This is a genomic window from Agrobacterium sp. CMT1 (assembly GCF_037203725.1).
Classification (GTDB): Bacteria; Pseudomonadota; Alphaproteobacteria; order Rhizobiales; family Rhizobiaceae; genus Agrobacterium; species Agrobacterium pusense.
This window is the reverse complement of the sequence record NZ_JBBCAR010000020.1, coordinates 15970-34143: the sequence shown is the minus strand read 5'-3', so window position 1 is coordinate 34143 and position 18174 is coordinate 15970. Positions and strand designations below refer to the sequence as shown.

Sequence of the window (18174 nt, the reverse complement as noted above, 5' to 3'; positions counted from 1 at the left end):
TTGCTGCGATCATCGCGGGGCTTGGTGTGGCGCTCAACATGCTTCCCTGGTCGACCGGCAAGCAGTTCAAGGTCGACGATCTGCCAACCGCAGAACTTCCGCCGAAATATCGGAAAGCTCGCGTCTCGACTCCGGTGGAGATGAATCTGAAATCAGTTCCATAATATATGTTATGCCGCAAAGTTATGTAGCCTGGTACATTCTATTTCCAAGTGCGACATGCCAGTAATTTCAATGGCTTCACTTCGGAGATTTCGACATGTCTCGATGCTATACGCAAATCACCCTCGCCGACCGCCGACGCCTTCATCAGCTGATGACAGCCAAAGTGTCCATCAACGAGATGGCGCGTCTACTTGGCCGTCATCGCTCGACGATATATCGCGAGATCATGCGCAACTCGTTCCATGATCGTGAACTGCCGGACTATGATGGCTACTACAGCACGCTTGCCAATGATCTGGCTCGGGAACGGCGATGCAGGCTGAGAAAGCTCAGACGTCATCCCGATTTGCGCGAGGAAATTATCAGTCAATTGAAGGCTCGCTGGTCACCGGAACAGATTGCCGGCCGCCTGGTTTCCGACGGCGTATGCCTGGTTCGTGTGTGCAAGGAGACGATCTATCGCTTCATCTACAGTAAGGAGGATTACGGCTTAGGTCTCTATGACTACCTGCCGGAAGCGCGCCGCAAACGTCGTCCATTGCGCTCGAGGAAACGAAAGGCCTGATATCGTTGGGCAAAGACTAGAATTCGGTCATTGGGAAGGTGATCTTCTGATCTTTGAGCGCCCATTCGGCCAGGCAAACATCACCTCGCTTGTCGAGCGCAAGAGCCGCTACCTCGTGCTGATCAAGAACCCAAGTCGGCATTCCGGTCCGATCATGGACAAGATCATCAGATCATTCTCACCCTTGCCGGGATTCGCACGTCGAAGCTTCACCTTTGACCGTGGGACCGAGTTCGCCGGATTCAGGGCTTTGGAGGATGGGATGGGCGCATCCAGCTGGTTTTGCGATCCCAGTGCACCCTGGCAGAAAGGCACGGTCGAGAACGCAAACAAACGTCTTCGTCGCTTCCTTCCCGGCAACACCGATCTGGCGTTGGTGTCACAACGCGACCTGACCACACTTGCGAGACATCTGAACAATCAGCCGCGCAAATGCCTGGGATACAAGACGCCGGCCGAGGTGTTCATGGCCAATTTGCACGGAAGCGCGTGATCCCCTACCCTTCGGGCTGGCATGATGCAGTTGGATTAGCTCCTCCAACAGGTCAACAGCATGTTTGAGATCCTGGACGGCAGCCAGAGTAATGGATATCAAAAGCGGGGCCGCAAGCCAGGACGACGGACGGATTTCATGAACGATCCGGAGGTGATTGCGAAACGACAGAGGGCACTCGCTCGAATGGAGGCGGCTGAATGAAGGCAGCTTTCGGCCCAAAGCGGACAATCGGTGACGAGTCGAAGAATTACCCTGACGGAAGCCCGACCTCGTTTTCGGTATGGTATCACTCATGTACCTTCTTCCATCGAACTTCAAAATCGCCAAGTAGAGGCCTCATTCGATCTGAAAGAGGCTAAAACAATGAATGAACCCGTTTCCGGCGTGAAATCACGCAACATCCTCGTGCTCGGTGCAGGTGAGCTTGGAATGCCTGTCCTGCGTAATCTGGCTCGTCGCTCGAAGGACGTAGACGGAGCAAAGATAAGCGTCCTGCTGCGCGCAAGCGCCGTTGAGTCCGACTCGCCGGCCAAACAGCGTGATATCGCCGAGATCCGTGACTTGGGGATTGAGATTGTCGTGGGCGATCTGGTCAGAAATTCAATTGACGAGTTGGCTTCCCTGTTCTCGCAGTATGACACCGTCATCGGCTGCACAGGCTATGCGGCCGGGATCAACACCCCGATGAAGCTGGCAAAGGCCGCATTGCAGTCCGGTGTTCCGAGATACTTCCCGTGGCAGTTCGGCGTCGATTTCGAGGCCATCGGTCGAGGTGGCCCGCAGGACATCTTCGACGCGCAGCTTGATGTACGTGAACTGCTTCGCTCGCAGAACAAGACCGAATGGGTGATCATCTCCACCGGCATGTTCATGAGTTATCTGTTCGAGCCGGAGTTCGGTGTCGTCGATTTGGAAAAGAGCGCAGTAAGAGCGCTGGGCAGTTTCGATACGGCAGTAACGGTGACAACGCCCGATGATATCGGTGTGCTCACTGCCGAAATTGTGTTCTACGAGCCCACCATCGGCAACGAAATCGTCTTCCTGGCAGGCGATACTGTCACCTATGGCGAACTCGCGGACAAGCTGGAAGCAGGTTTAAACCGGCCGTTCAGTCGCTCTGAATGGACGGTTCCGGTTCTCTTGGAAGAACTGGCAAATGACCCGCAAAACATGATGCGCAAATACCGGGCAGCCTTTGGCATCGGGCGCGGCATGGCATGGGACAAGGCGGGCACGTTCAACGTACGGGAAGGTACTAAGGTTACGGATGTGTCCGATTGGATAAACGCCAATCTCAGCGGCAAGTAAGCGACCCTGAGCACCGTTCCGCATTAACGGTCAGCGGAGCGGTGCGCGCCCTCATATCAAAACGTCTGCCAGGAAGGCTTTTCTGGCGGACGAGAATCATAATCTTCGCGCGATTTTCTAAACAGGTCGGAATTCTCCACAACCCATGTCCACAGCGGGATCATGCGGATGAGAAGCCCCATACCCAATTCGGTCAGCTCATATTCTACGCGAGGTGGCATCTCAACGAGATCGTGGCGCGTGACGAGGCCATCTCTTTCGAGCTGGCGTAGGGTACGGGTCAGCATCCGTTGCGTCACACCATGCATTCGCCTTCCGATGTCCGCGTGTCGAAGCCTGCCATAAACCCCAAGAGTGTGTATCACGCCAAGAGACCACCTGTTGCCCGCGTGCGTCAGAACCTCTCGTCTGACCCCATCCTCATCTTCGCGCAGGCCGTCGCAGACAGCTTGAGAATAGTTCAGGATTTCTTCTCTTGTCATTTTCTGGTTTCCGGCAAGCTGCTGTGCGTCATATCAGCACTTTAAAGTGTGACACACGTTTTTGGCCCTACAAATATCTGGTTACGCTCAATATTCCGTGTCCGCAATTGGCGCAAAGCAACCGAGACGCTGAGGAAGCTAAGGCCGGCTGCGTGCGGCTCGGGGTCACCCCCTGCCGCGCTTCTTCAGCGGACCGGCGGGGGAACAATCCGACAGCTTACGTCTTCGCCGGTAGCCACACCTGACCCACTGCTATCGCACCCGCCAGCACGGACGCGACGACAAGCGCGACGCTGCCCCAGCCGAGGCTGGGCGCGAGCGCACCAGCCATTGCCGGCCCCACAAGCATGCCAACATTATTGCCTTGCATAGCGAGACCCATAGTCCCGCCAACCAGTTCCGCTCGAGGTGCCAGTCTTGGCAGGCATGTCATCAGCACGACCGGTACCAACCCGGCCATGAAGGAGAACAGAACAGAAAAGCTGGCGACCAACTGCCACGCCACACCGTCTGCCAAGATGCCGTAGCCAAACCCCATCATAGCCAAGAACCCTCCCGTTAAAATCCGGGTTGGACGTTTCCACCTTGCAAGCAGAAAGCCGGAGACAAGATTGCCGATGCCACCAGCCGCTATCGAGATTGCAGTAACGGTTCCAGCGAAGTTTCGGCTGAGCCCGACGTCCTCTTGAAGCAGCGTTGGAAGGAAGCCAAAGATCGCGAAGAAGGCGGTGGAAAAGGCAGCAAACAGCGCCGCTAGCACCCAGGGGCCTGTCGCGACAGCGACCTGTGCCAATTGCTCCTTCACCGACCGGTCCGTCATCCCAACTGTTGTTGCTGGAATTGATGCGACAGCGACTAGTCCGTAGCCGAGCAGGAGCGCGGCGTTCAGCATCCAGAACTCGCGCCAATCGAAATACTCCAGCAGCGGCGCGCACAGCATGGCTAGCGCCATTCCAATGGGCATGACGGTCGCCCAGATGGCAATCGCCCATTCGCGTAGCTTTGAGGACGGAATGGCGAAGATCAATGTGGGCGCGGCCACCATGACTGAAACAAAGCCAAGTCCCTCAAGAACACGCCACAGGATCAGATCTCCAGCGCCGCCCGCAGTAACGCCGAGTCCGGATGCCAGAGCCTGGCATAAAAGCCCCCCCACCACCATACGCTTCGCACCAAGTCGATCCACGGCTAGTCCGATCGGCGCGCCACAAGTCGCCCCTACGATCGAGAAGGCAGAGATGACCCAGGAAGCGACCACAAGATCGGCCTCCAAGTCGCTTTGGATGAGGCTTAGCGCAATCGGTGCCTTCCCCACCTGCAGCGCAGAAACGATACCTGTCCCCGCGATGGCAAATACGACAAGCCAGCCTACCGGCCCCGTCCGGGCCTCTTCAAGATGATGTGCAACAGACATGATGTACGTCTCCCACGGCGTTTATCCGGCGTCGACCAGTTCGCCTTCCTCGCTCTTGCTTGGCGCAGCGGTGTAAGGCTCGTCGGCGCGCGCCCGACGCAAGGCCGTGCCCCACCACTTCAACTGATGCAGCATTGCGGTAGCAGCCCCTGCACAACTCGCGGGGTCAACCAGCCGTCCTTGATCATCGAAGACGTCCCATGCGTTCCGGAAGCTGACAGTGTCGCGCACCGTCACCGCGTGCAGTTCCGCAATTACGCCCCGCAGGTGCTCCACGGCGCGAAGGCCCGCGCCAAATCCGCCGTAGGAAACGAATCCCACCGGTTTGGCCTGCCATTCATGATAACCAAGATCGATAGCGTGCTTGAGAACGGCTGGAAAGCTGTGATTGTACTCCGGCACAACGAACACAAAGGCATCGGCGTCGGCAAGACGCTGGCAGAATGCCACAGCTTCAGGACCGGGTATGTCCGAAATGACCGCTGGCAAATGGACCTCTGCCAGATCAATAACATCAACTGAGAAACTATCGTCTGACCGAATCTGGTCGGTGAACCATCTGGCAATCGTTGGCGCGAGGCGGCCTTCGCGATTGCTGCCCACGAGGATGGCGAGGTGAATTGGCTTAGCTGACATGATCCTTTCTCCTTCATCACAGGTACTGCAGCGCTGACACGCGGATGCGTGGTCAAGACGGATCTGCACGATCGGAGCCGACGGGCTTCGTGCTCGCGATCTAGCTGACATATTTCTTTCTACTTTGGTTGAGCCCTTTCGTTAGGGCTGAACAAACGATAGATCATGTGAATGGATAAAATAGTGCAATTTTTCGACCAAACCAATCGGATGAGTGGATGCTTTTAATTTCACTTGAGCAATGGCGTGCCCTTGTCGGCGTCGTTGATGCTGGAAGCTACGCCTTGGCCGCAGAGGCGCTTGGCAAAAGCCAGTCCTCCGTCAGCTATGCGGTGGCACAGATCGAAGAGCGGACCGGCGTTCAAGTCTTCCGAATCCAGGGTAGAAAGGCCATTCTGACGGCCGAAGGAAAGGCATTATACCTGCGCGCCAGATATCTCTTGGCTGAGGCAGGTCGCCTGGAGAAAGCTGCTGCGCAAATGGCTCTTGGTCATGAGGCCGAATTGCGATTGGCGGCAGACATCATGTTCCCTCCGGCCATACTAATAGAAGCCATCGAATGTCACGCCGCAGACCGGCAAACGATTCGTGTCGAAGTGTTTGAAACAGTTGTGTCGGGGTTCCGGGGGCTTCTTGAAGATGGAAAGGTCGATCTTGCAATTGCGCCTGAAGTTCCCGACGGGTTCCTGGGCGAGCCAATCCTGCGCGTAGCATTTCTGCCGGTCGCGGCGCCAATGCATCCCCTCCACAAGCTTGATCAAGTGACGTTGCATGACCTTCGGGATCACCATCATCTGATCATTCGAGACAGCGGCGAACGGCGGGCCGACCAAGGTGCCTGGCACGTTTCACAAAACCGGATCGTGTTCTCTCAGACGTCGACATCGATCGAGGCTGCACGACGCGGTCTGGGGTTCAGCTGGTTCGCGGAGACTCTGATCGAGGAGGACCTCAAGACCGGCACCTTGAAAGAGCTGCGGATGGCTGAACGTGCACGAAAGTCCGTTGAACTGTTTCTGATCTTCCGTGACGCTGTTGGAGCAAGCCCAGATGTGCGGGCATTAGCGGAGGCGCTGCGATCAGCAGTGCAGAGCCGGGCATCAGTTTCCTCTGAGTAGCATAGGGACTTAAGCGCGAAGCGGCTACTCGTCCCTACGTTGATGCAGCTTCTCTAAGGGCACGATACACGCTTGCCCGACCTATGTTCAGCGTCTATAGCGCGGCGATCAGGATGAGACCGCGCATTGCCTCACTAGAAATGCTCCCTGATTGTCACCGCGCAGTCCAGCGATAGCGGTGTCGTGAACTGATGACTTGGGCTGCTTGCCCAGAATGGCAGGGCTTTGCGTTTTCCGTCTTTTGTATGAACGTCCACCCATTCGATCATGGGCGTCACTTCCCGATATCGGATTTCGCGTGCCAGCAGGCGACGAAGATCGTCCGGCTTGGGTGGTTGCTGCATCCGGAAAGCAATGCCTTTGCAGGTTCCGCCTCGTTCGAGTGCGAGCATAAGGCCTGGTTGCTCTGACGTTGCCCGCCATCTCTCGATATGAAGCGAGAAGGATCGGTGCCAGCCGTACACGGTCCCGACCTCTTTCATGTCGAAGTCGAAGTCCGGATTCCAGATCAACGTACCGTATGCGAATATCCACAGAGGCTCATTGTTGCTCTCTTCCGTTACCCGTCGCACCAAGGCATCCAGTTCGTCCTCTTGGATTGGGTTCCACCTTGGCTCCGGCCCCTCATCTGGAACTGGCTTCAGCGTGAGAGCAACCAGCTCCGGCGTGAGCGACATTTTCGTTCCGCTCATGAGGTTACCTGACAGCTTGCCTCTACAGTCGCGATGTTAGCCGAGCAGAAGTCGAGATAGGCCCGAACTACCGTGGAGGGATAACGCTGTCTTTTATAGACCAGGTGGAGAGCAGTTTCTGGAAAGGGGTATTCAGGAAGAAGTTCGACAAGGTCGCCTGATTTCAGGGCATTGGCTGCGAGAAAAGCTGGCAGTTCTGTTGCCACATCTCCTGCCATCGCGCGCGCTCTAAGATGAAGGTAATCGTTTACCGTAAAGGTCGCATTGATCCTCTGCTTCTGACCTCCAAGTGTCCAGAAAGGCTGTGCATCAAGCGTAGAACCCCATGCTGCACAGGGAAGCCTCAAGATGTCATCCGGAACCTTCGGGCTGATGTGTGCCGATAAATGTCTGGGGCTGGCGACAAGAATGTGCCGATAAGTCAGCATGTGACGTGCCACGACTGTTTCATCGCCTATCGCGCCAACCCGTAGGGCAACATCTACGCCATCCGCGAGGAGATCGACGCGCCTTTCCGTGGAGTAGACATTGATCTGAATGCCGGGGTACGCCCGCTGGAACAGAGCCAACAAATCCCACCATGGCTCGAACGACTGCGGAAGCGACAAACGCAAGCGGCCGACCAACTGTTCCTGGTCGCACAAGATGGCACGTTCAGCATCTTCGAGAAGGTCTATCCCTCCGCTCGCTTGCTCAAACAGCCGTGAACCCGCTTCCGTCGGGCGGCATCCTTTCGCAGTTCTCTCCAGCAGTTGAACTTTAAGGCTGGCCTCAAGCTCTGACACTTTCCGGCTAAGCGTAGGGAGAGGCACCCCAAGACGGGTTGCAGCAGAGGAGAGACTGCCCGTCTGGGCTACCGCGACGAACATCCTGACAGCATTGTAATCCATGACTGCATTATCGTTTCCGAGAAGCTGTTTGTCAAATACGCATCTACACTACCAAAAATGGTTATCGTAGTTTACGCTTTTGGACGTCTTTCGTCCGCGAGATTGGAGAGCACATGCACGGTTCATCGATAGTGAAAACAGGAGTAATCGCCGCAATGATTTCAACCCTTGGCATGACGACGTCTGCGCTCGCAGAAAAAACGTACTCTGGCCGGGACAAGCTGATCGCTCATTCCGACGAGTTTCAGAAGCGGATCATCGAAGTGACTGAGGGAGTGTACGCGGCGGTTGGCTATTCTGCCAGCAACGTGACTTTGATCCAGGGTAAAGACGGATCGATCATCGTGGACACCTCCGCCAATCCGGTGGATGCGAAGGCGATAATGGCAGCGTTCGGAGAGCGGCTGCGTCACCCGGTCAAGGCAATCATCTACACCCATAATCATCCGGACCACACAGGCGGCGCGACGGTATTCGCGGGTAAGGACCAACCCGCAATCTACAGTCACAAACTGCTTGTCACCGCAAAACCCGATACCGGACGTGGGCGTCGCGATGGCGGTGACGCTTTCGGAACGAAGTTGCCGGACGAAGATTTCATCAATGCAGGCACGCAGCTCGAATACGGCAGGACTACGCCGCATACGCGAGACGGCTTCATCCCGCCAAACGACACGTTCGATGGCGCAGAAAAAGACCTGACAATCTCAGGTGTGTCACTCAAGCTGATCTTCACGCCGGGGGAGGCAGACGAAAATATCTCTGTCTGGCTGCCCGACGGTAAAGTGCTGATCGCAGGCGATGTGTTTCTAAAGACATTTCCGAATATCGCGCCTCTGCGCGGATTGCCCACCCGTCCAGTCGAAAAGTGGATCAAAAGCCTTGATACATTGATCGCTCTAGATCCTGACTTTGTCGTACCCGGGCACATGGGCACCATTCAAAATGCCGCCGATGCCAAGGACGCCCTCACCGCATATCGCGATGGCATCAAGTTCGTCTACGACAAGACCATGGAAGGTATAGCAAAGGGCAGGACGCCAGACGAGCTGGTTCAAGAGGTGAAGCTACCGGACAACCTTGCGAAGCACCATTATCTTCAGGAGTTCTACGGAACTGTGGCGTGGTCGGTGCGCGGCATCTTTGCGCAGCAAGCGGGTTGGTTCGATGGCAACCCGACTCACATCTTCCCCCTGACTGACAAGCAGCGCGCGGAAAAGCTGATTGCATTGGTTGGGGGAACTGACAAGCTGCTTAAAAACGCGCAAGACGCTTTAGGGTCCGGAGAGGCCCAATGGGCCGCTGAACAAGCCGACCATCTTCTGGCGGTTGACGGGAAGAACTCCGCCGCCCTGGATGTTAAGATCAAAGCCTTCCGCGAGTTGGGCGAGCGACAGATGAATGCCACTACCCGAAATTACTACCTCACCGTGGCCAACAGCCTGAAGGCAGAACGCGCAACGCAAGAATAAAGCTTTCGCAGAAACCTTTGCCGCGAAGGGCTGGGGCTGGACGACTGACGCGCATATTGGAGGAGTGGACGCCGCTCCTGACGCCCGTGGCCCTTTATTATTCCGGGAGGAACAGCCCACCGGCCGCCTTCACTGCGTTCATCCAGACGCCCGCGGACTTGCAGAAGAGTACTAGCGCTGGCATTTGGCCGGCCAGGCTCCGCATCGTTGCTCAGGCAGCAGCAAACAGGGGGCGCCCTCTGGGCGCCCCCCCTTCCATCAAAAGTCCATTCCCGGTCCGACGGGTGCAGGCGCGGCATCCCTCTTCGGCTTTTCGGCTATCATCGCTTCGGTCGTCACCAGAAGGCCTGCTACAGAGGCGGCATCCTGAAGCGCAGTACGAACGACCTTGGCCGGGTCAATAACGCCCTGCGCGTAGAGATCACCGTATTCGCCTGTCTGTGCGTTCCATCCAAAGGAGAAGTCCGTCTTCTCGCGCAGCTTGCCGACGATAACGGAGCCTTCCGCGCCGGCGTTTTCGGCGATCTGACGGACGGGTGCCTCGATTGCGCGGCGGACGATGTCGATGCCGACGCGTTGGTCGTCATTGGCTGTCGGAAGGCCGTCAAGCGCCTTTACGGCACGCAGCAGCGCCACACCGCCACCGGGAAGGATGCCTTCCTCGACCGCAGCGCGGGTCGCATGCAGCGCATCGTCGACACGGTCCTTCTTCTCCTTCACTTCGACTTCGGTTGAGCCGCCGACGCGGATAACGGCGACACCGCCGGCGAGCTTGGCGAGACGCTCCTGCAGCTTTTCACGGTCGTAGTCGGAAGTGGTTTCCTCGATCTGCGCGCGGATCTGCGCCACGCGGCCATCGATCTCCGGCTTCGAGCCGACACCGTCGATGATGGTGGTGTTTTCCTTTTCGATGGCCACCTTCTTCGCGCGGCCAAGCATATTGAGCGTGACATTCTCAAGCTTGATACCGAGGTCTTCGGAGATAACCGTGCCGCCAGTCAGGATGGCGATGTCTTCCAGCATGGCCTTGCGGCGGTCGCCAAAGCCTGGAGCCTTGACGGCAGCAATCTTGAGGCCACCACGCAGCTTGTTGACGACCAGCGTTGCAAGAGCCTCGCCTTCGACGTCTTCAGCAATAATCAGGAGCGGCTTGCCAGATTGAACAACGGCCTCCAGGACCGGAAGCATGGCCTGGAGGTTGGAAAGCTTTTTCTCATGGATCAGGATATACGGATCTTCCAGTTCGACCCGCATCTTATCCTGGTTGGTCACGAAGTAAGGCGACAGGTAGCCGCGATCGAACTGCATGCCTTCGACGACTTCGAGCTCGGTCTCGGCGGTCTTGGCTTCTTCAACTGTGATCACACCCTCGTTGCCGACTTTCTCCATCGCTTCGGCAAGGTAGCGGCCGATCTCAGAATCGCCATTCGCAGAGATCGTACCGACCTGGGCGATCTCGGCATTGCTGGTGATCTTCTTAGCCTTGGATTTGAGTTCCTTGACGACGGCGTCGACGGCGAGATCGATGCCGCGCTTCAGGTCCATCGGGTTCATGCCGGAGGCTACCGCCTTGGCGCCTTCCTTGACGATTGCCTGGGCCAGAACAGTTGCGGTCGTGGTACCGTCGCCGGCCAGATCGTTGGTCTTCGAAGCGACTTCGCGCAGCATCTGCGCGCCCATGTTCTCGAACTTGTCTTCAAGCTCAACTTCCTTCGCGACCGACACCCCGTCCTTCGTAATACGCGGCGCGCCGAAGGACTTGTCGATAACAACGTTACGACCCTTGGGGCCGAGGGTGACCTTCACGGCATTAGCGAGCACATCGACCCCTCGCAGCATGCGTTCACGGGCATCGGTGTGAAACTTGACTTCTTTTGCAGCCATTTTTTTAACTCCTCAATAGGCAGCTATCTGACTGATGGGTGTAGGGTAGGATGCTCAGGCGGCTTTCTTCTGCTCAGCCTGGGAGCCGATGATACCCATGACATCGCTTTCCTTCATGATCAGCAGGCCTTCGCCATTGATCTTGATCTCGGTGCCTGACCATTTGCCGAAAAGAATGCGGTCGCCCACCTTGACGTCGAGCACCTGGATCTGTCCGGCATCGTTGCGCGCACCGGGACCAACGGCGATGACCTCGCCCTCCTGCGGTTTTTCCTTGGCAGTGTCGGGGATGATAATACCGCCTTTGGTCTTTTCTTCGGATTCGACCCGGCGCACGAGAATGCGGTCATGAAGCGGTCGGAACGACATATTTTCCTCCGTGAGACAAAAAAGATGACGTCTATTCTTCCCGGGCCGGGGGTGGCCGGTCCGGAAGTGCGAACCTCGTCCGAGCGTTCGCGCGCAAAAATCTGGTTTGGCGGTTTTTGAATTTCAAGAGGTGGACGCAAAAAAATCAGCACTCAGGATTGTCTGCTGCTAATGCGCTGAAAAGGAACGAAATTCTGATGGTTCGCGTTGAGAAAACCGTTGATGCCTGGAATATTTTGCGCCACACTTCGTCGTGTCACGAAAGGAGATGAAGCATGCAGTTTTCATCCGATCTCGAACGCCAGCTTAATGGCTATGGCCTCACCACTGCCCACATCCTCTATCGGATTCCGGATTTCGAGGCCGTGCTCCAGACATTTGTCTGGCAGGATTATGACCTGGCCCCGGACTTCCCCGAAATGCACAAGTTCCTGGACTTTTGGCAAACGAGGCTCGACGGCCCCCTTCACTCCGTCCGCTTTACCCACCAGCGTTTGATTGGGCCGAATGAATGGCGTCGCATTGACGGCGAGTTCCGTCTGCAGTGACAGGTGACCGACACAACACTCGGGCGGCGGGGGATTATAGACGCAAAACCTCTTCCGTTTTGGGACCGGATCACGGCCTCCGACGTGTGTGGCCCTCGCCAGTATCCTCCAGTGCAGCCATGATCGCGTTCTTGATCTCGTCCTCTATCGCCTTTCGCTCGTCGGGCGCCATGGCGGCAAGATCGCTTTCCGTTAACCCGCGCGCCTCCAGATACTGCGCCCTGATTTTTTCGCCGAGGCTCATATGCGCCCATTTGCTCAGTTCTTCCTCCGGGCTTGGCCCGCCGTTTTCCAGAGGCGCCTCATCAATGTATCCGGCCGGTTCTCCCTGGAGCGACCAGAGTACATTTGCAAGATTGGAGGAGAGCGGCGCGGGGGCACCCCCGAAAGAGGCCCCAACTGACCGCTCGGCAGCCTGGCCGGGGGCTGTCTGAGTGACCTCCTGCGGCCGTAAACGTGTGTAAATCGCGGCGGCTCCGCCAATCCGGTCGATTGCAGACATTCGATTCTCCTTTAGTTGCAACGTGGAGCAACTCGCTTGCGTCTGGCTTGTCATTAGACGCGGCCGAAGTCATTGATCCGGGTAGGCCCGCCCCCGGCCGTCAGTCACCTGAAGCGGCTTCACGGGAACGCACACGTCGCAAAGCACCCTCGCCCGATCTGTCGCTTACCGCGCGCTGCCGGAAACGGCTTGACCTCTTGTTGTGGAAGGCCGCAATCTTGGTGCCGTTACACATGCGTGTTGTGCAAAGCACTTCCGCGACCCAAGTCAGCCCCTAGCCGTTCCCAGTTTTGATCCTTGCGATTGCCTCTTGATACATAAGCAGCCGCAGTTCCAAAGCCCCGTGCGACCGGCTCATGCAGCTACGGACACTGCGGAACATTGGCCCGTTCCTGAGGTTGGAATGGCATTTGAGTGGAGGGAATCAATGACAGACGTAGGAGCTAAAACAAGCCTCCGGCCCTTTTCCGGAGAGTTTCGATGGGCCGGTTATATGCTGGGCTTTGGACTCGGCGGCTTCTTCGATGGCATTTTGTTGCACCAGTTGTTGCAATGGCATCATCTTTTAAGTGGTCTTGAGCAGGCACGCCTGGATATTCGCCTTCTCATTCTCTGGGATGGTATTTTTCATGCGTTGATGTACCTCATCGCCATCATTGGACTTTGCTTGCTCTGGCGAGCCCGTAACGAATTCCCTGCACCAGGAGCGGATCGTCTTATGTTTGCCAATGCCATTGTCGGCTTCGGTGGATGGCATGTCCTTGACAGTATTGTGTCACACTGGCTGCTGGGAATTCACCGCGTCCGTATGGACGTGGATAACCCGCTTTTTTGGGATTTGCTCTGGTTTGCCATGTTTGGACTTATCCCTCTGACCATTGGCTGGATAATGCGCCGAAGCGGGTCAAAAAGGGGGAGTGGTGTGCCCAGATCGCCGTTTTTGCTCGTCGTGGCGGCACTGACCGCGGGGCCGCTCGCTTTGCTGCCGCCGTCCGATCAATCACAGGTGGCGGTGCTTTTTTCACCCGGCACAAGCGAGCTGGATGCGTTTGCTGCCATTGCCGCGGTAAACGGCAGGATAATTGCCTCTGACGCGTCGGGCCAATTGTGGGCAGTGGATATGCCGGCGGATGGAAATCCCTTGGAGCTCTATCGCCACGGTGCACTGTTGGTAAGCAACGCCACTCTGCCCCTCGGCTGTTTCAACTGGACCAGAGCCTAGCAAAGAGGGTGATCCGGCCGGAACAAACTAACGATGGTTCGCGCGATTTTGCTGTGCGCCTGTCTCACTCGCAACCCCGTATAGACCTCGAAAAGGTGATCATTGCGTCTAACACCGCGGTTTTTTTCCGCGGCGCCCAATGTCCACAATCCGGTATTACGTAGCTCCGCGTTAGGTTGGGAACAAGTTTCGGCATTTGTCGATGACTCGCCGCGGGCCGGGCATATTGAAGCGAGGGTACCGCTCTCCCACGATATAAACAGCCGGAAGGCCCACGTTTAAACCGTGGAGCGAGCGTCACAGGTACCGGTTCACATCGAGGTTGCCATAGTAGTTCAAGCCGCCACTGAAGCTGGTTCTTTCGACGACATCAACGTGACGTGCGAACTCCATAGTCACTGAACCATTGGATGGCGGCACAACAAGCCGGTCTCGCACCGAACGCTTTTCAATGCTATTGCTATCGCCACAGAGGGGAGTGACACAATCATGGATTCGATAATTCCCGGCGCGGCCAATCTCAGCCTGTTCGTCAGCGCCACGCTTGTTCTGCTTCTCGTGCCTGGGCCGGCGGTTCTTTACATCTTCGCCCGCTCGGTCGAGCAGGGCCGTTCTGCTGGCCTCGTCTCGATTCTGGGCATTCACGCGGCCACACTCGTGCATGTCGCCGCGGCGGCTGCAGGGCTGTCGGCGCTCCTGGCGTCTTCCGCGATCGCCTTCAGCGTGGTGAAGTATGCCGGCGCGGCCTACCTGATTTGGTTGGGCTTCAAGAAGCTTTTCGGTCCCGCGAGCATTCCCGATTTTAACGGCGCAGACCAGCCGCGCAGTCGCGGACGCATTTTCCGCGAGGGTTTCCTGGTCAACCTCCTCAATCCGAAAACCGCGTTGTTCTTCCTCGCCTTTCTGCCGCAGTTTGTTGAGCCCCAGCGTGGCCATGTGGCAATGCAGGTTGCGTTCCTCGGGGTTCTTTACACAGTGATCGGAGTGCTCACGGACGGCGCCTATGCACTCGCTGCCGGGACGGCAGGTAATTGGCTGAAGCGCAGCCCGGTCTACCTTAAAGCTGAACGCTGGGTCAGCGGGTCCATTTACATCGGCCTCGGATTGACGGCCGCATTTTCGGGAAACCACAAAAACTAGGTTATGATAATACCTGCAGGCGACGAGGGTCGGAAGTTAACGTGGCGCCGGAGTGATGGTAGAGGCTTGCGGTCGCAAACGCGGCGGGTCAATGGGATCCCTCACTTCGCAAACACAAAGAAACCCAAGGGAATTGCATTGCTTCATATACGCTCTGTGTCGGTTCGATGCCTGATGGATCCTCAAAACAGCCAAGGGCAATCGCGACGAGGTTTGGCCGGAATTCCGGGAGCCAATATACCGTAGATCCGCAGCAAGGACAAAAGCGGAACTCCAACTCCTTTCCGCTTTCGCCCCGGCGTAGAAATGCCTTATGGTTGCCGGCTGCGGTCACCTGGCCCGCCCCGTAAAACACGGCAACGCCGAACGCGGAGCCGGTACGGCGCTGGCATTCCCGGCAGTGGCAAATTGATACCTTCACCGGTTCGCCTTTCGCCGTTAGTGTCAGTTGTCGACATGAGCAATAAGCCAGACGCATTATGTGGTTGTCCCGGGTTGCGCTTCTTTCCACCCTGAATCACGTTCCAAAGAGTAAGCAGCGCGCGTAAAAGTGACCAGCTATTTGTTCTCTGAACAGCGCTGCAATGGTTGACCGCTGCGAGGTGTACGCGTGATCTGTTGCGGCCTCGCTAGAGTCAGTTTTCATCTCGATCATCTTGCCGCAATGTCACCTTTAAACCTTCTTGCCTGACCGTGCTACCGCCATTCCTCGAGCGGCAACAAGACCAGTCTCCCTTCCTTCAATCTCGGGCCGTCAGGGCGGTATGATCGGTGCAGGTCGATGCGCCAGCCATCAGGCCCGGGTGCAACTGTAAAAGCGAAGCGCGCCGCAACGGCGCCCATCGACACCTTCAGGTCCGCCGTAATTCGGTTCGATCCATGACGCTCGCCCACAACATCAAGGCGCACGGATGCAGGCGGTCAGTGTAGTGCAGCGCTTGCCGCGCGCCGCTCATCCTTGTCGTGCAGCGCGAAGCGATCAACCATATCAGCACTCGCTTCGTTGAATCCGAGAACCTCGACCTCGTTGCCCGCCTGACGGAGCTTCAATACGACCTTGTCCAACGCGCCAATTGCGGTGATGTCCCAGAGATGGGCCCTTGTGAGATCGATGATGATCCGTTTGCCCTTATCGGTGAAGTCGAAAGCGTGGATAAAGGCTTCTGCCGACGCAAAGAAGACCTGTCCAACTACTGCATAGGTGACACTGTTCTGTTCGGGATTCTCCAGCCGCGTGACCTTGAACAGACGGGCTACCTTGCCAGCGAAAAAGATGCCGGACAGCAGGACGCCAACGATCACGCCTTTCGCCAGATCATGTGTTGCAACGACGGTGACGACGGTCGCCAGCATGACGACGGATGACGGAAGCGGATGGCGTCTCAGGTCGAGGATCGACCGCCAAGAGAAAGTGCCAATGGAAACCATAATCATGACTGCAACGAGTGCGGCCATGGGGATGATCCGGACGAGATCGTTGAGGACGACGATCAGAAACAGCAGGAAAGAACCAGCCACGAACGTTGAAAGACGTCCTCGACCACCAGATGTTACGTTGATGACCGATTGTCCGATCATGGCGCATCCGCCCATGCCGCCGATCAGTGCCGAGGCGATATTCCCCGCGCCCTGTCCGACGCATTCTTGGCTCTTGTTGCTCGGCGTGTCCGTCATATCATCGACGATCTGCGCGGTAAGCAGCGATTCCAGCAGGCCGACAGCAGCAAGTGTCACCGAGTATGGGAAGATGATCTGCAGCGTCTCCCAGGTCAACGGAACCTGAGGAAGCATCAGGAATGGGATCGAAGAGGGAAGTTCGCCAAGGTCGCCGACCGTGCGCAGGTCCATGCCGAACCACCACGCCATGGCCGTGAGAACCACGATGGCCACAAGCGGCGATGGGATCGCCTTGGTCACGTATGGAAAGAGGTAGATGATGGCAAGACCGCCTGCAATCATCATGTAGGTGAGCGTCGGGACCCCAACGAGTTCGGGTAACTGGGCCATGAAGATCAGGATCGCAAGCGCATTGACGAAGCCTGTGATGACGGAACGTGAAACGAAGCGCATCACGCGGCCCAGCCTCAGCCATCCCGCAGCGATCTGGATGATGCCCATCAGGATGGTGGCGGCGAAGAGATACTGAAGACCGTGGTCCTTGACCAGCGAGATCATGACGACAGCGGTCGCCGCCGTGGCGGCAGAGATCATGCCCGGCCGGCCGCCCACAAAGGCCGTCACGCAGGCGATTGCGAAGGAAGCGTAGAGGCCGACCTTGGGATCGACACCCGCAATCACCGAGAAGCCTATCGCTTCCGGGATAAGCGCGAGAGCGACGACAATACCCGAAAGTACGTCGCCACGGATGTTGGAGAACCACTCCTGACGGTAGTTTGAAAGAGTTTGCATAGGAATATTTTTCACAGTTGAGGCAACGGGCCGAGCGAAACTCGTCCTCGAAATGGCATAGGTTGCGTTGCTGTGTTGTCTGGCGGATCGGCGGCCAGAAGAGCCACCCGGAGTTTCACCGGGTCCTTGTGGATGACGTTAACTAGCTCACGCAGGATCGGTTTGCAATGATCGACCCGGTCCAAGCCTGCCAGAAAGTCAGACGTGGCGGTTAAGATTGCGGATGCGAGGCCGTTTACCTGGAATGATGCTCATAAATGGCCAACGGCAGACAGGCTGCCTACAGTTGGTCGATTATAGAAGCGGCCGATTGCGACGCCGCACCTTTGAAGAAGATAATCTGTCCGTTGATGCGCCCCTCTTGTGAACCCGAAGAGGGGCCGTGAACCGACATCTATTTTCGGACGTGGGTCGGCTTCAAAAGGTGTTCTCAACGCAGGACTGACAGGGACTGGAAAGTGTTACTCGAAACACGCGTGACGCTCGCCGGGCGCGGTTGACTGAGGGAACGTTCTGCCGTACGGGCGCACCGCCTGGAGCAGTTGCGCTAGCGAACCGGCGGAACCGATGAAGATAACGCGTCATCGTTTCGGATAGCCGAGAAAATGGGATATGCGATGCGACGACTTGCGAGTGTCAGAGAGCGTAACGCTTCTGAAAAGACTGCCCGGCCACATTTGACCGCCTCGACCAGAGGCTGATCTCCGGCTATCGGCCTTAAGTGGGCCGAAACCACGCACGAGATCTCCATTGTCGCTGATCATTATCGTTGGCTTGCGCATGTTAGCGGCAGCCAACTGATTATTAGGTATTCACGGCAAACGGGTCGCCTACATGACATCGCCGGATCAAGCTCGCGGCG

16 protein-coding genes, 1 pseudogene and 1 other annotated feature are annotated in these 18174 nt (G+C 57.0%); of the genes and pseudogenes, 7 read left to right on the top strand and 10 right to left on the bottom strand.

All coding sequences use genetic code 11. The annotated features are described in order from the left end of the window. The first annotated feature begins 259 nt into the window (after window positions 1–259). A pseudogene (locus WA845_RS24645) lies at window positions 260–1223 on the top strand (IS30 family transposase). A 366-nt stretch (window positions 1224–1589) separates the two neighbouring features. Then, window positions 1590–2534: an aromatic alcohol reductase gene (locus tag WA845_RS24640; RefSeq protein WP_337322835.1), complete on the top strand. Its 945-nt coding sequence runs from the start codon at window positions 1590–1592 to the stop codon at window positions 2532–2534. A 56-nt stretch (window positions 2535–2590) separates the two neighbouring features. On the opposite strand, the gene WA845_RS24635 is transcribed toward WA845_RS24640, so the two are convergent. The 3 genes from WA845_RS24635 to WA845_RS24625 all read right to left on the bottom strand — a co-directional run bounded on the left by WA845_RS24635 (window position 2591) and on the right by WA845_RS24625 (window position 5066). Continuing rightward, entirely contained in the window at window positions 2591–3016 is a 426-nt protein-coding gene (locus tag WA845_RS24635) for a winged helix-turn-helix transcriptional regulator (RefSeq protein WP_044460218.1), read from the bottom strand. Between the two features lie 217 nt (window positions 3017–3233). Continuing rightward, window positions 3234–4430, bottom strand: a complete 1197-nt coding sequence (locus WA845_RS24630) for an MFS transporter (RefSeq protein ID WP_209914728.1) — start codon at window positions 4428–4430, stop codon at window positions 3234–3236. Window positions 4431–4451: 21 nt separating this feature from the next. Beyond that, window positions 4452–5066 carry an NAD(P)H-dependent oxidoreductase gene (locus WA845_RS24625; RefSeq protein ID WP_112416543.1) on the bottom strand — a complete coding sequence of 205 codons (615 nt, stop codon included), beginning with the start codon at window positions 5064–5066 and terminating at the stop codon, window positions 4452–4454. Window positions 5067–5284: 218 nt separating this feature from the next. Here WA845_RS24625 and WA845_RS24620 point away from each other — a divergent pair, with 218 nt between their 5' ends. Beyond that, window positions 5285–6184: a LysR family transcriptional regulator gene (locus tag WA845_RS24620; protein WP_209914734.1), complete on the top strand. Its 900-nt coding sequence runs from the start codon at window positions 5285–5287 to the stop codon at window positions 6182–6184. 134 nt (window positions 6185–6318) lie between these two features. Here WA845_RS24620 and WA845_RS24615 read toward each other — a convergent pair whose 3' ends face one another. Beyond that, window positions 6319–6876 carry a gamma-glutamylcyclotransferase gene (locus tag WA845_RS24615; RefSeq protein WP_337322834.1) on the bottom strand — a complete coding sequence of 186 codons (558 nt, stop codon included), beginning with the start codon at window positions 6874–6876 and terminating at the stop codon, window positions 6319–6321. Then, window positions 6873–7766, bottom strand: a complete 894-nt coding sequence (locus WA845_RS24610; RefSeq protein WP_209914738.1) for a LysR family transcriptional regulator — start codon at window positions 7764–7766, stop codon at window positions 6873–6875. The genes WA845_RS24615 and WA845_RS24610 overlap by 4 nt, the downstream gene beginning before the upstream one ends. A 113-nt stretch (window positions 7767–7879) precedes the next feature. Here WA845_RS24610 and WA845_RS24605 point away from each other — a divergent pair, with 113 nt between their 5' ends. Beyond that, on the top strand, window positions 7880–9238 hold the full coding sequence (locus WA845_RS24605; RefSeq protein ID WP_337322833.1) for an alkyl/aryl-sulfatase: 1359 nt from the start codon (window positions 7880–7882) through the stop codon (window positions 9236–9238). A 258-nt stretch (window positions 9239–9496) separates the two neighbouring features. On the opposite strand, the gene groL is transcribed toward WA845_RS24605, so the two are convergent. Together groL and WA845_RS24590 are read right to left on the bottom strand one after the other, a co-directional pair. Continuing rightward, window positions 9497–11122, bottom strand: coding sequence for a chaperonin GroEL (gene groL, locus WA845_RS24595; protein WP_337322832.1), 1626 nt, complete (start codon window positions 11120–11122; stop codon window positions 9497–9499). Window positions 11123–11176: 54 nt separating this feature from the next. Further along, a complete protein-coding gene (locus WA845_RS24590) occupies window positions 11177–11491 on the bottom strand; it encodes a co-chaperone GroES (protein WP_337322831.1) in 315 nt (104 codons plus the stop codon). A 275-nt stretch (window positions 11492–11766) separates the two neighbouring features. On the opposite strand from WA845_RS24590, the gene WA845_RS24585 reads away from it, so the two are divergent. Then, window positions 11767–12039, top strand: a complete 273-nt coding sequence (locus tag WA845_RS24585) for an usg protein (protein ID WP_006699025.1) — start codon at window positions 11767–11769, stop codon at window positions 12037–12039. 70 nt (window positions 12040–12109) lie between these two features. On the opposite strand, the gene WA845_RS24580 is transcribed toward WA845_RS24585, so the two are convergent. Next, window positions 12110–12541 (bottom strand): hypothetical protein, encoded by a 432-nt coding sequence (locus WA845_RS24580; protein ID WP_111815006.1) that lies wholly within the window; start codon window positions 12539–12541, stop codon window positions 12110–12112. Between the two features lie 427 nt (window positions 12542–12968). Here WA845_RS24580 and WA845_RS24575 point away from each other — a divergent pair, with 427 nt between their 5' ends. Together WA845_RS24575 and WA845_RS24570 are read left to right on the top strand one after the other, a co-directional pair. After that, on the top strand, window positions 12969–13763 hold the full coding sequence (locus WA845_RS24575; RefSeq protein ID WP_111815069.1) for a DUF2243 domain-containing protein: 795 nt from the start codon (window positions 12969–12971) through the stop codon (window positions 13761–13763). A gap of 489 nt (window positions 13764–14252) precedes the next feature. Continuing rightward, window positions 14253–14903, top strand: coding sequence for a LysE family translocator (locus WA845_RS24570; RefSeq protein WP_064263073.1), 651 nt, complete (start codon window positions 14253–14255; stop codon window positions 14901–14903). Between the two features lie 88 nt (window positions 14904–14991). Here WA845_RS24570 and WA845_RS24565 read toward each other — a convergent pair whose 3' ends face one another. Together WA845_RS24565 and WA845_RS24560 are read right to left on the bottom strand one after the other, a co-directional pair. Continuing rightward, complete coding sequence (locus tag WA845_RS24565) at window positions 14992–15381, bottom strand: GFA family protein (RefSeq protein ID WP_210274128.1); 390 nt, start codon at window positions 15379–15381, stop codon at window positions 14992–14994. 443 nt (window positions 15382–15824) lie between these two features. Then, window positions 15825–17312, bottom strand: coding sequence for a SulP family inorganic anion transporter (locus WA845_RS24560; RefSeq protein WP_337322830.1), 1488 nt, complete (start codon window positions 17310–17312; stop codon window positions 15825–15827). A gap of 73 nt (window positions 17313–17385) precedes the next feature. Continuing rightward, window positions 17386–17441: a sequence feature (sul1 is cis-regulatory element that is thought to sense ions involved in sulfur or methionine metabolism; They are found in Alphaproteobacteria), on the bottom strand. Window positions 17442–18174 lie beyond the last annotated feature (733 nt).

What these genes read in the sequence shown, in the direction of transcription:
- WA845_RS24640 (WP_337322835.1), top strand. Translation starts at nt 1,590, where the DNA reads ATGAATGAACCCGTTTCCGGCGTGAAATCACGCAACATCCTCGTGCTC.
- WA845_RS24635 (WP_044460218.1), bottom strand. Translation starts at nt 3,016, where the DNA reads ATGACAAGAGAAGAAATCCTGAACTATTCTCAAGCTGTCTGCGACGGC.
- WA845_RS24630 (WP_209914728.1), bottom strand. Translation starts at nt 4,430, where the DNA reads ATGTCTGTTGCACATCATCTTGAAGAGGCCCGGACGGGGCCGGTAGGC.
- WA845_RS24625 (WP_112416543.1), bottom strand. Translation starts at nt 5,066, where the DNA reads ATGTCAGCTAAGCCAATTCACCTCGCCATCCTCGTGGGCAGCAATCGC.
- WA845_RS24620 (WP_209914734.1), top strand. Translation starts at nt 5,285, where the DNA reads ATGCTTTTAATTTCACTTGAGCAATGGCGTGCCCTTGTCGGCGTCGTT.
- WA845_RS24615 (WP_337322834.1), bottom strand. Translation starts at nt 6,876, where the DNA reads ATGAGCGGAACGAAAATGTCGCTCACGCCGGAGCTGGTTGCTCTCACG.
- WA845_RS24610 (WP_209914738.1), bottom strand. Translation starts at nt 7,766, where the DNA reads ATGGATTACAATGCTGTCAGGATGTTCGTCGCGGTAGCCCAGACGGGC.
- WA845_RS24605 (WP_337322833.1), top strand. Translation starts at nt 7,880, where the DNA reads ATGCACGGTTCATCGATAGTGAAAACAGGAGTAATCGCCGCAATGATT.
- groL (WP_337322832.1), bottom strand. Translation starts at nt 11,122, where the DNA reads ATGGCTGCAAAAGAAGTCAAGTTTCACACCGATGCCCGTGAACGCATG.
- WA845_RS24590 (WP_337322831.1), bottom strand. Translation starts at nt 11,491, where the DNA reads ATGTCGTTCCGACCGCTTCATGACCGCATTCTCGTGCGCCGGGTCGAA.
- WA845_RS24585 (WP_006699025.1), top strand. Translation starts at nt 11,767, where the DNA reads ATGCAGTTTTCATCCGATCTCGAACGCCAGCTTAATGGCTATGGCCTC.
- WA845_RS24580 (WP_111815006.1), bottom strand. Translation starts at nt 12,541, where the DNA reads ATGTCTGCAATCGACCGGATTGGCGGAGCCGCCGCGATTTACACACGT.
- WA845_RS24575 (WP_111815069.1), top strand. Translation starts at nt 12,969, where the DNA reads ATGACAGACGTAGGAGCTAAAACAAGCCTCCGGCCCTTTTCCGGAGAG.
- WA845_RS24570 (WP_064263073.1), top strand. Translation starts at nt 14,253, where the DNA reads ATGGATTCGATAATTCCCGGCGCGGCCAATCTCAGCCTGTTCGTCAGC.
- WA845_RS24565 (WP_210274128.1), bottom strand. Translation starts at nt 15,381, where the DNA reads ATGCGTCTGGCTTATTGCTCATGTCGACAACTGACACTAACGGCGAAA.
- WA845_RS24560 (WP_337322830.1), bottom strand. Translation starts at nt 17,312, where the DNA reads ATGCAAACTCTTTCAAACTACCGTCAGGAGTGGTTCTCCAACATCCGT.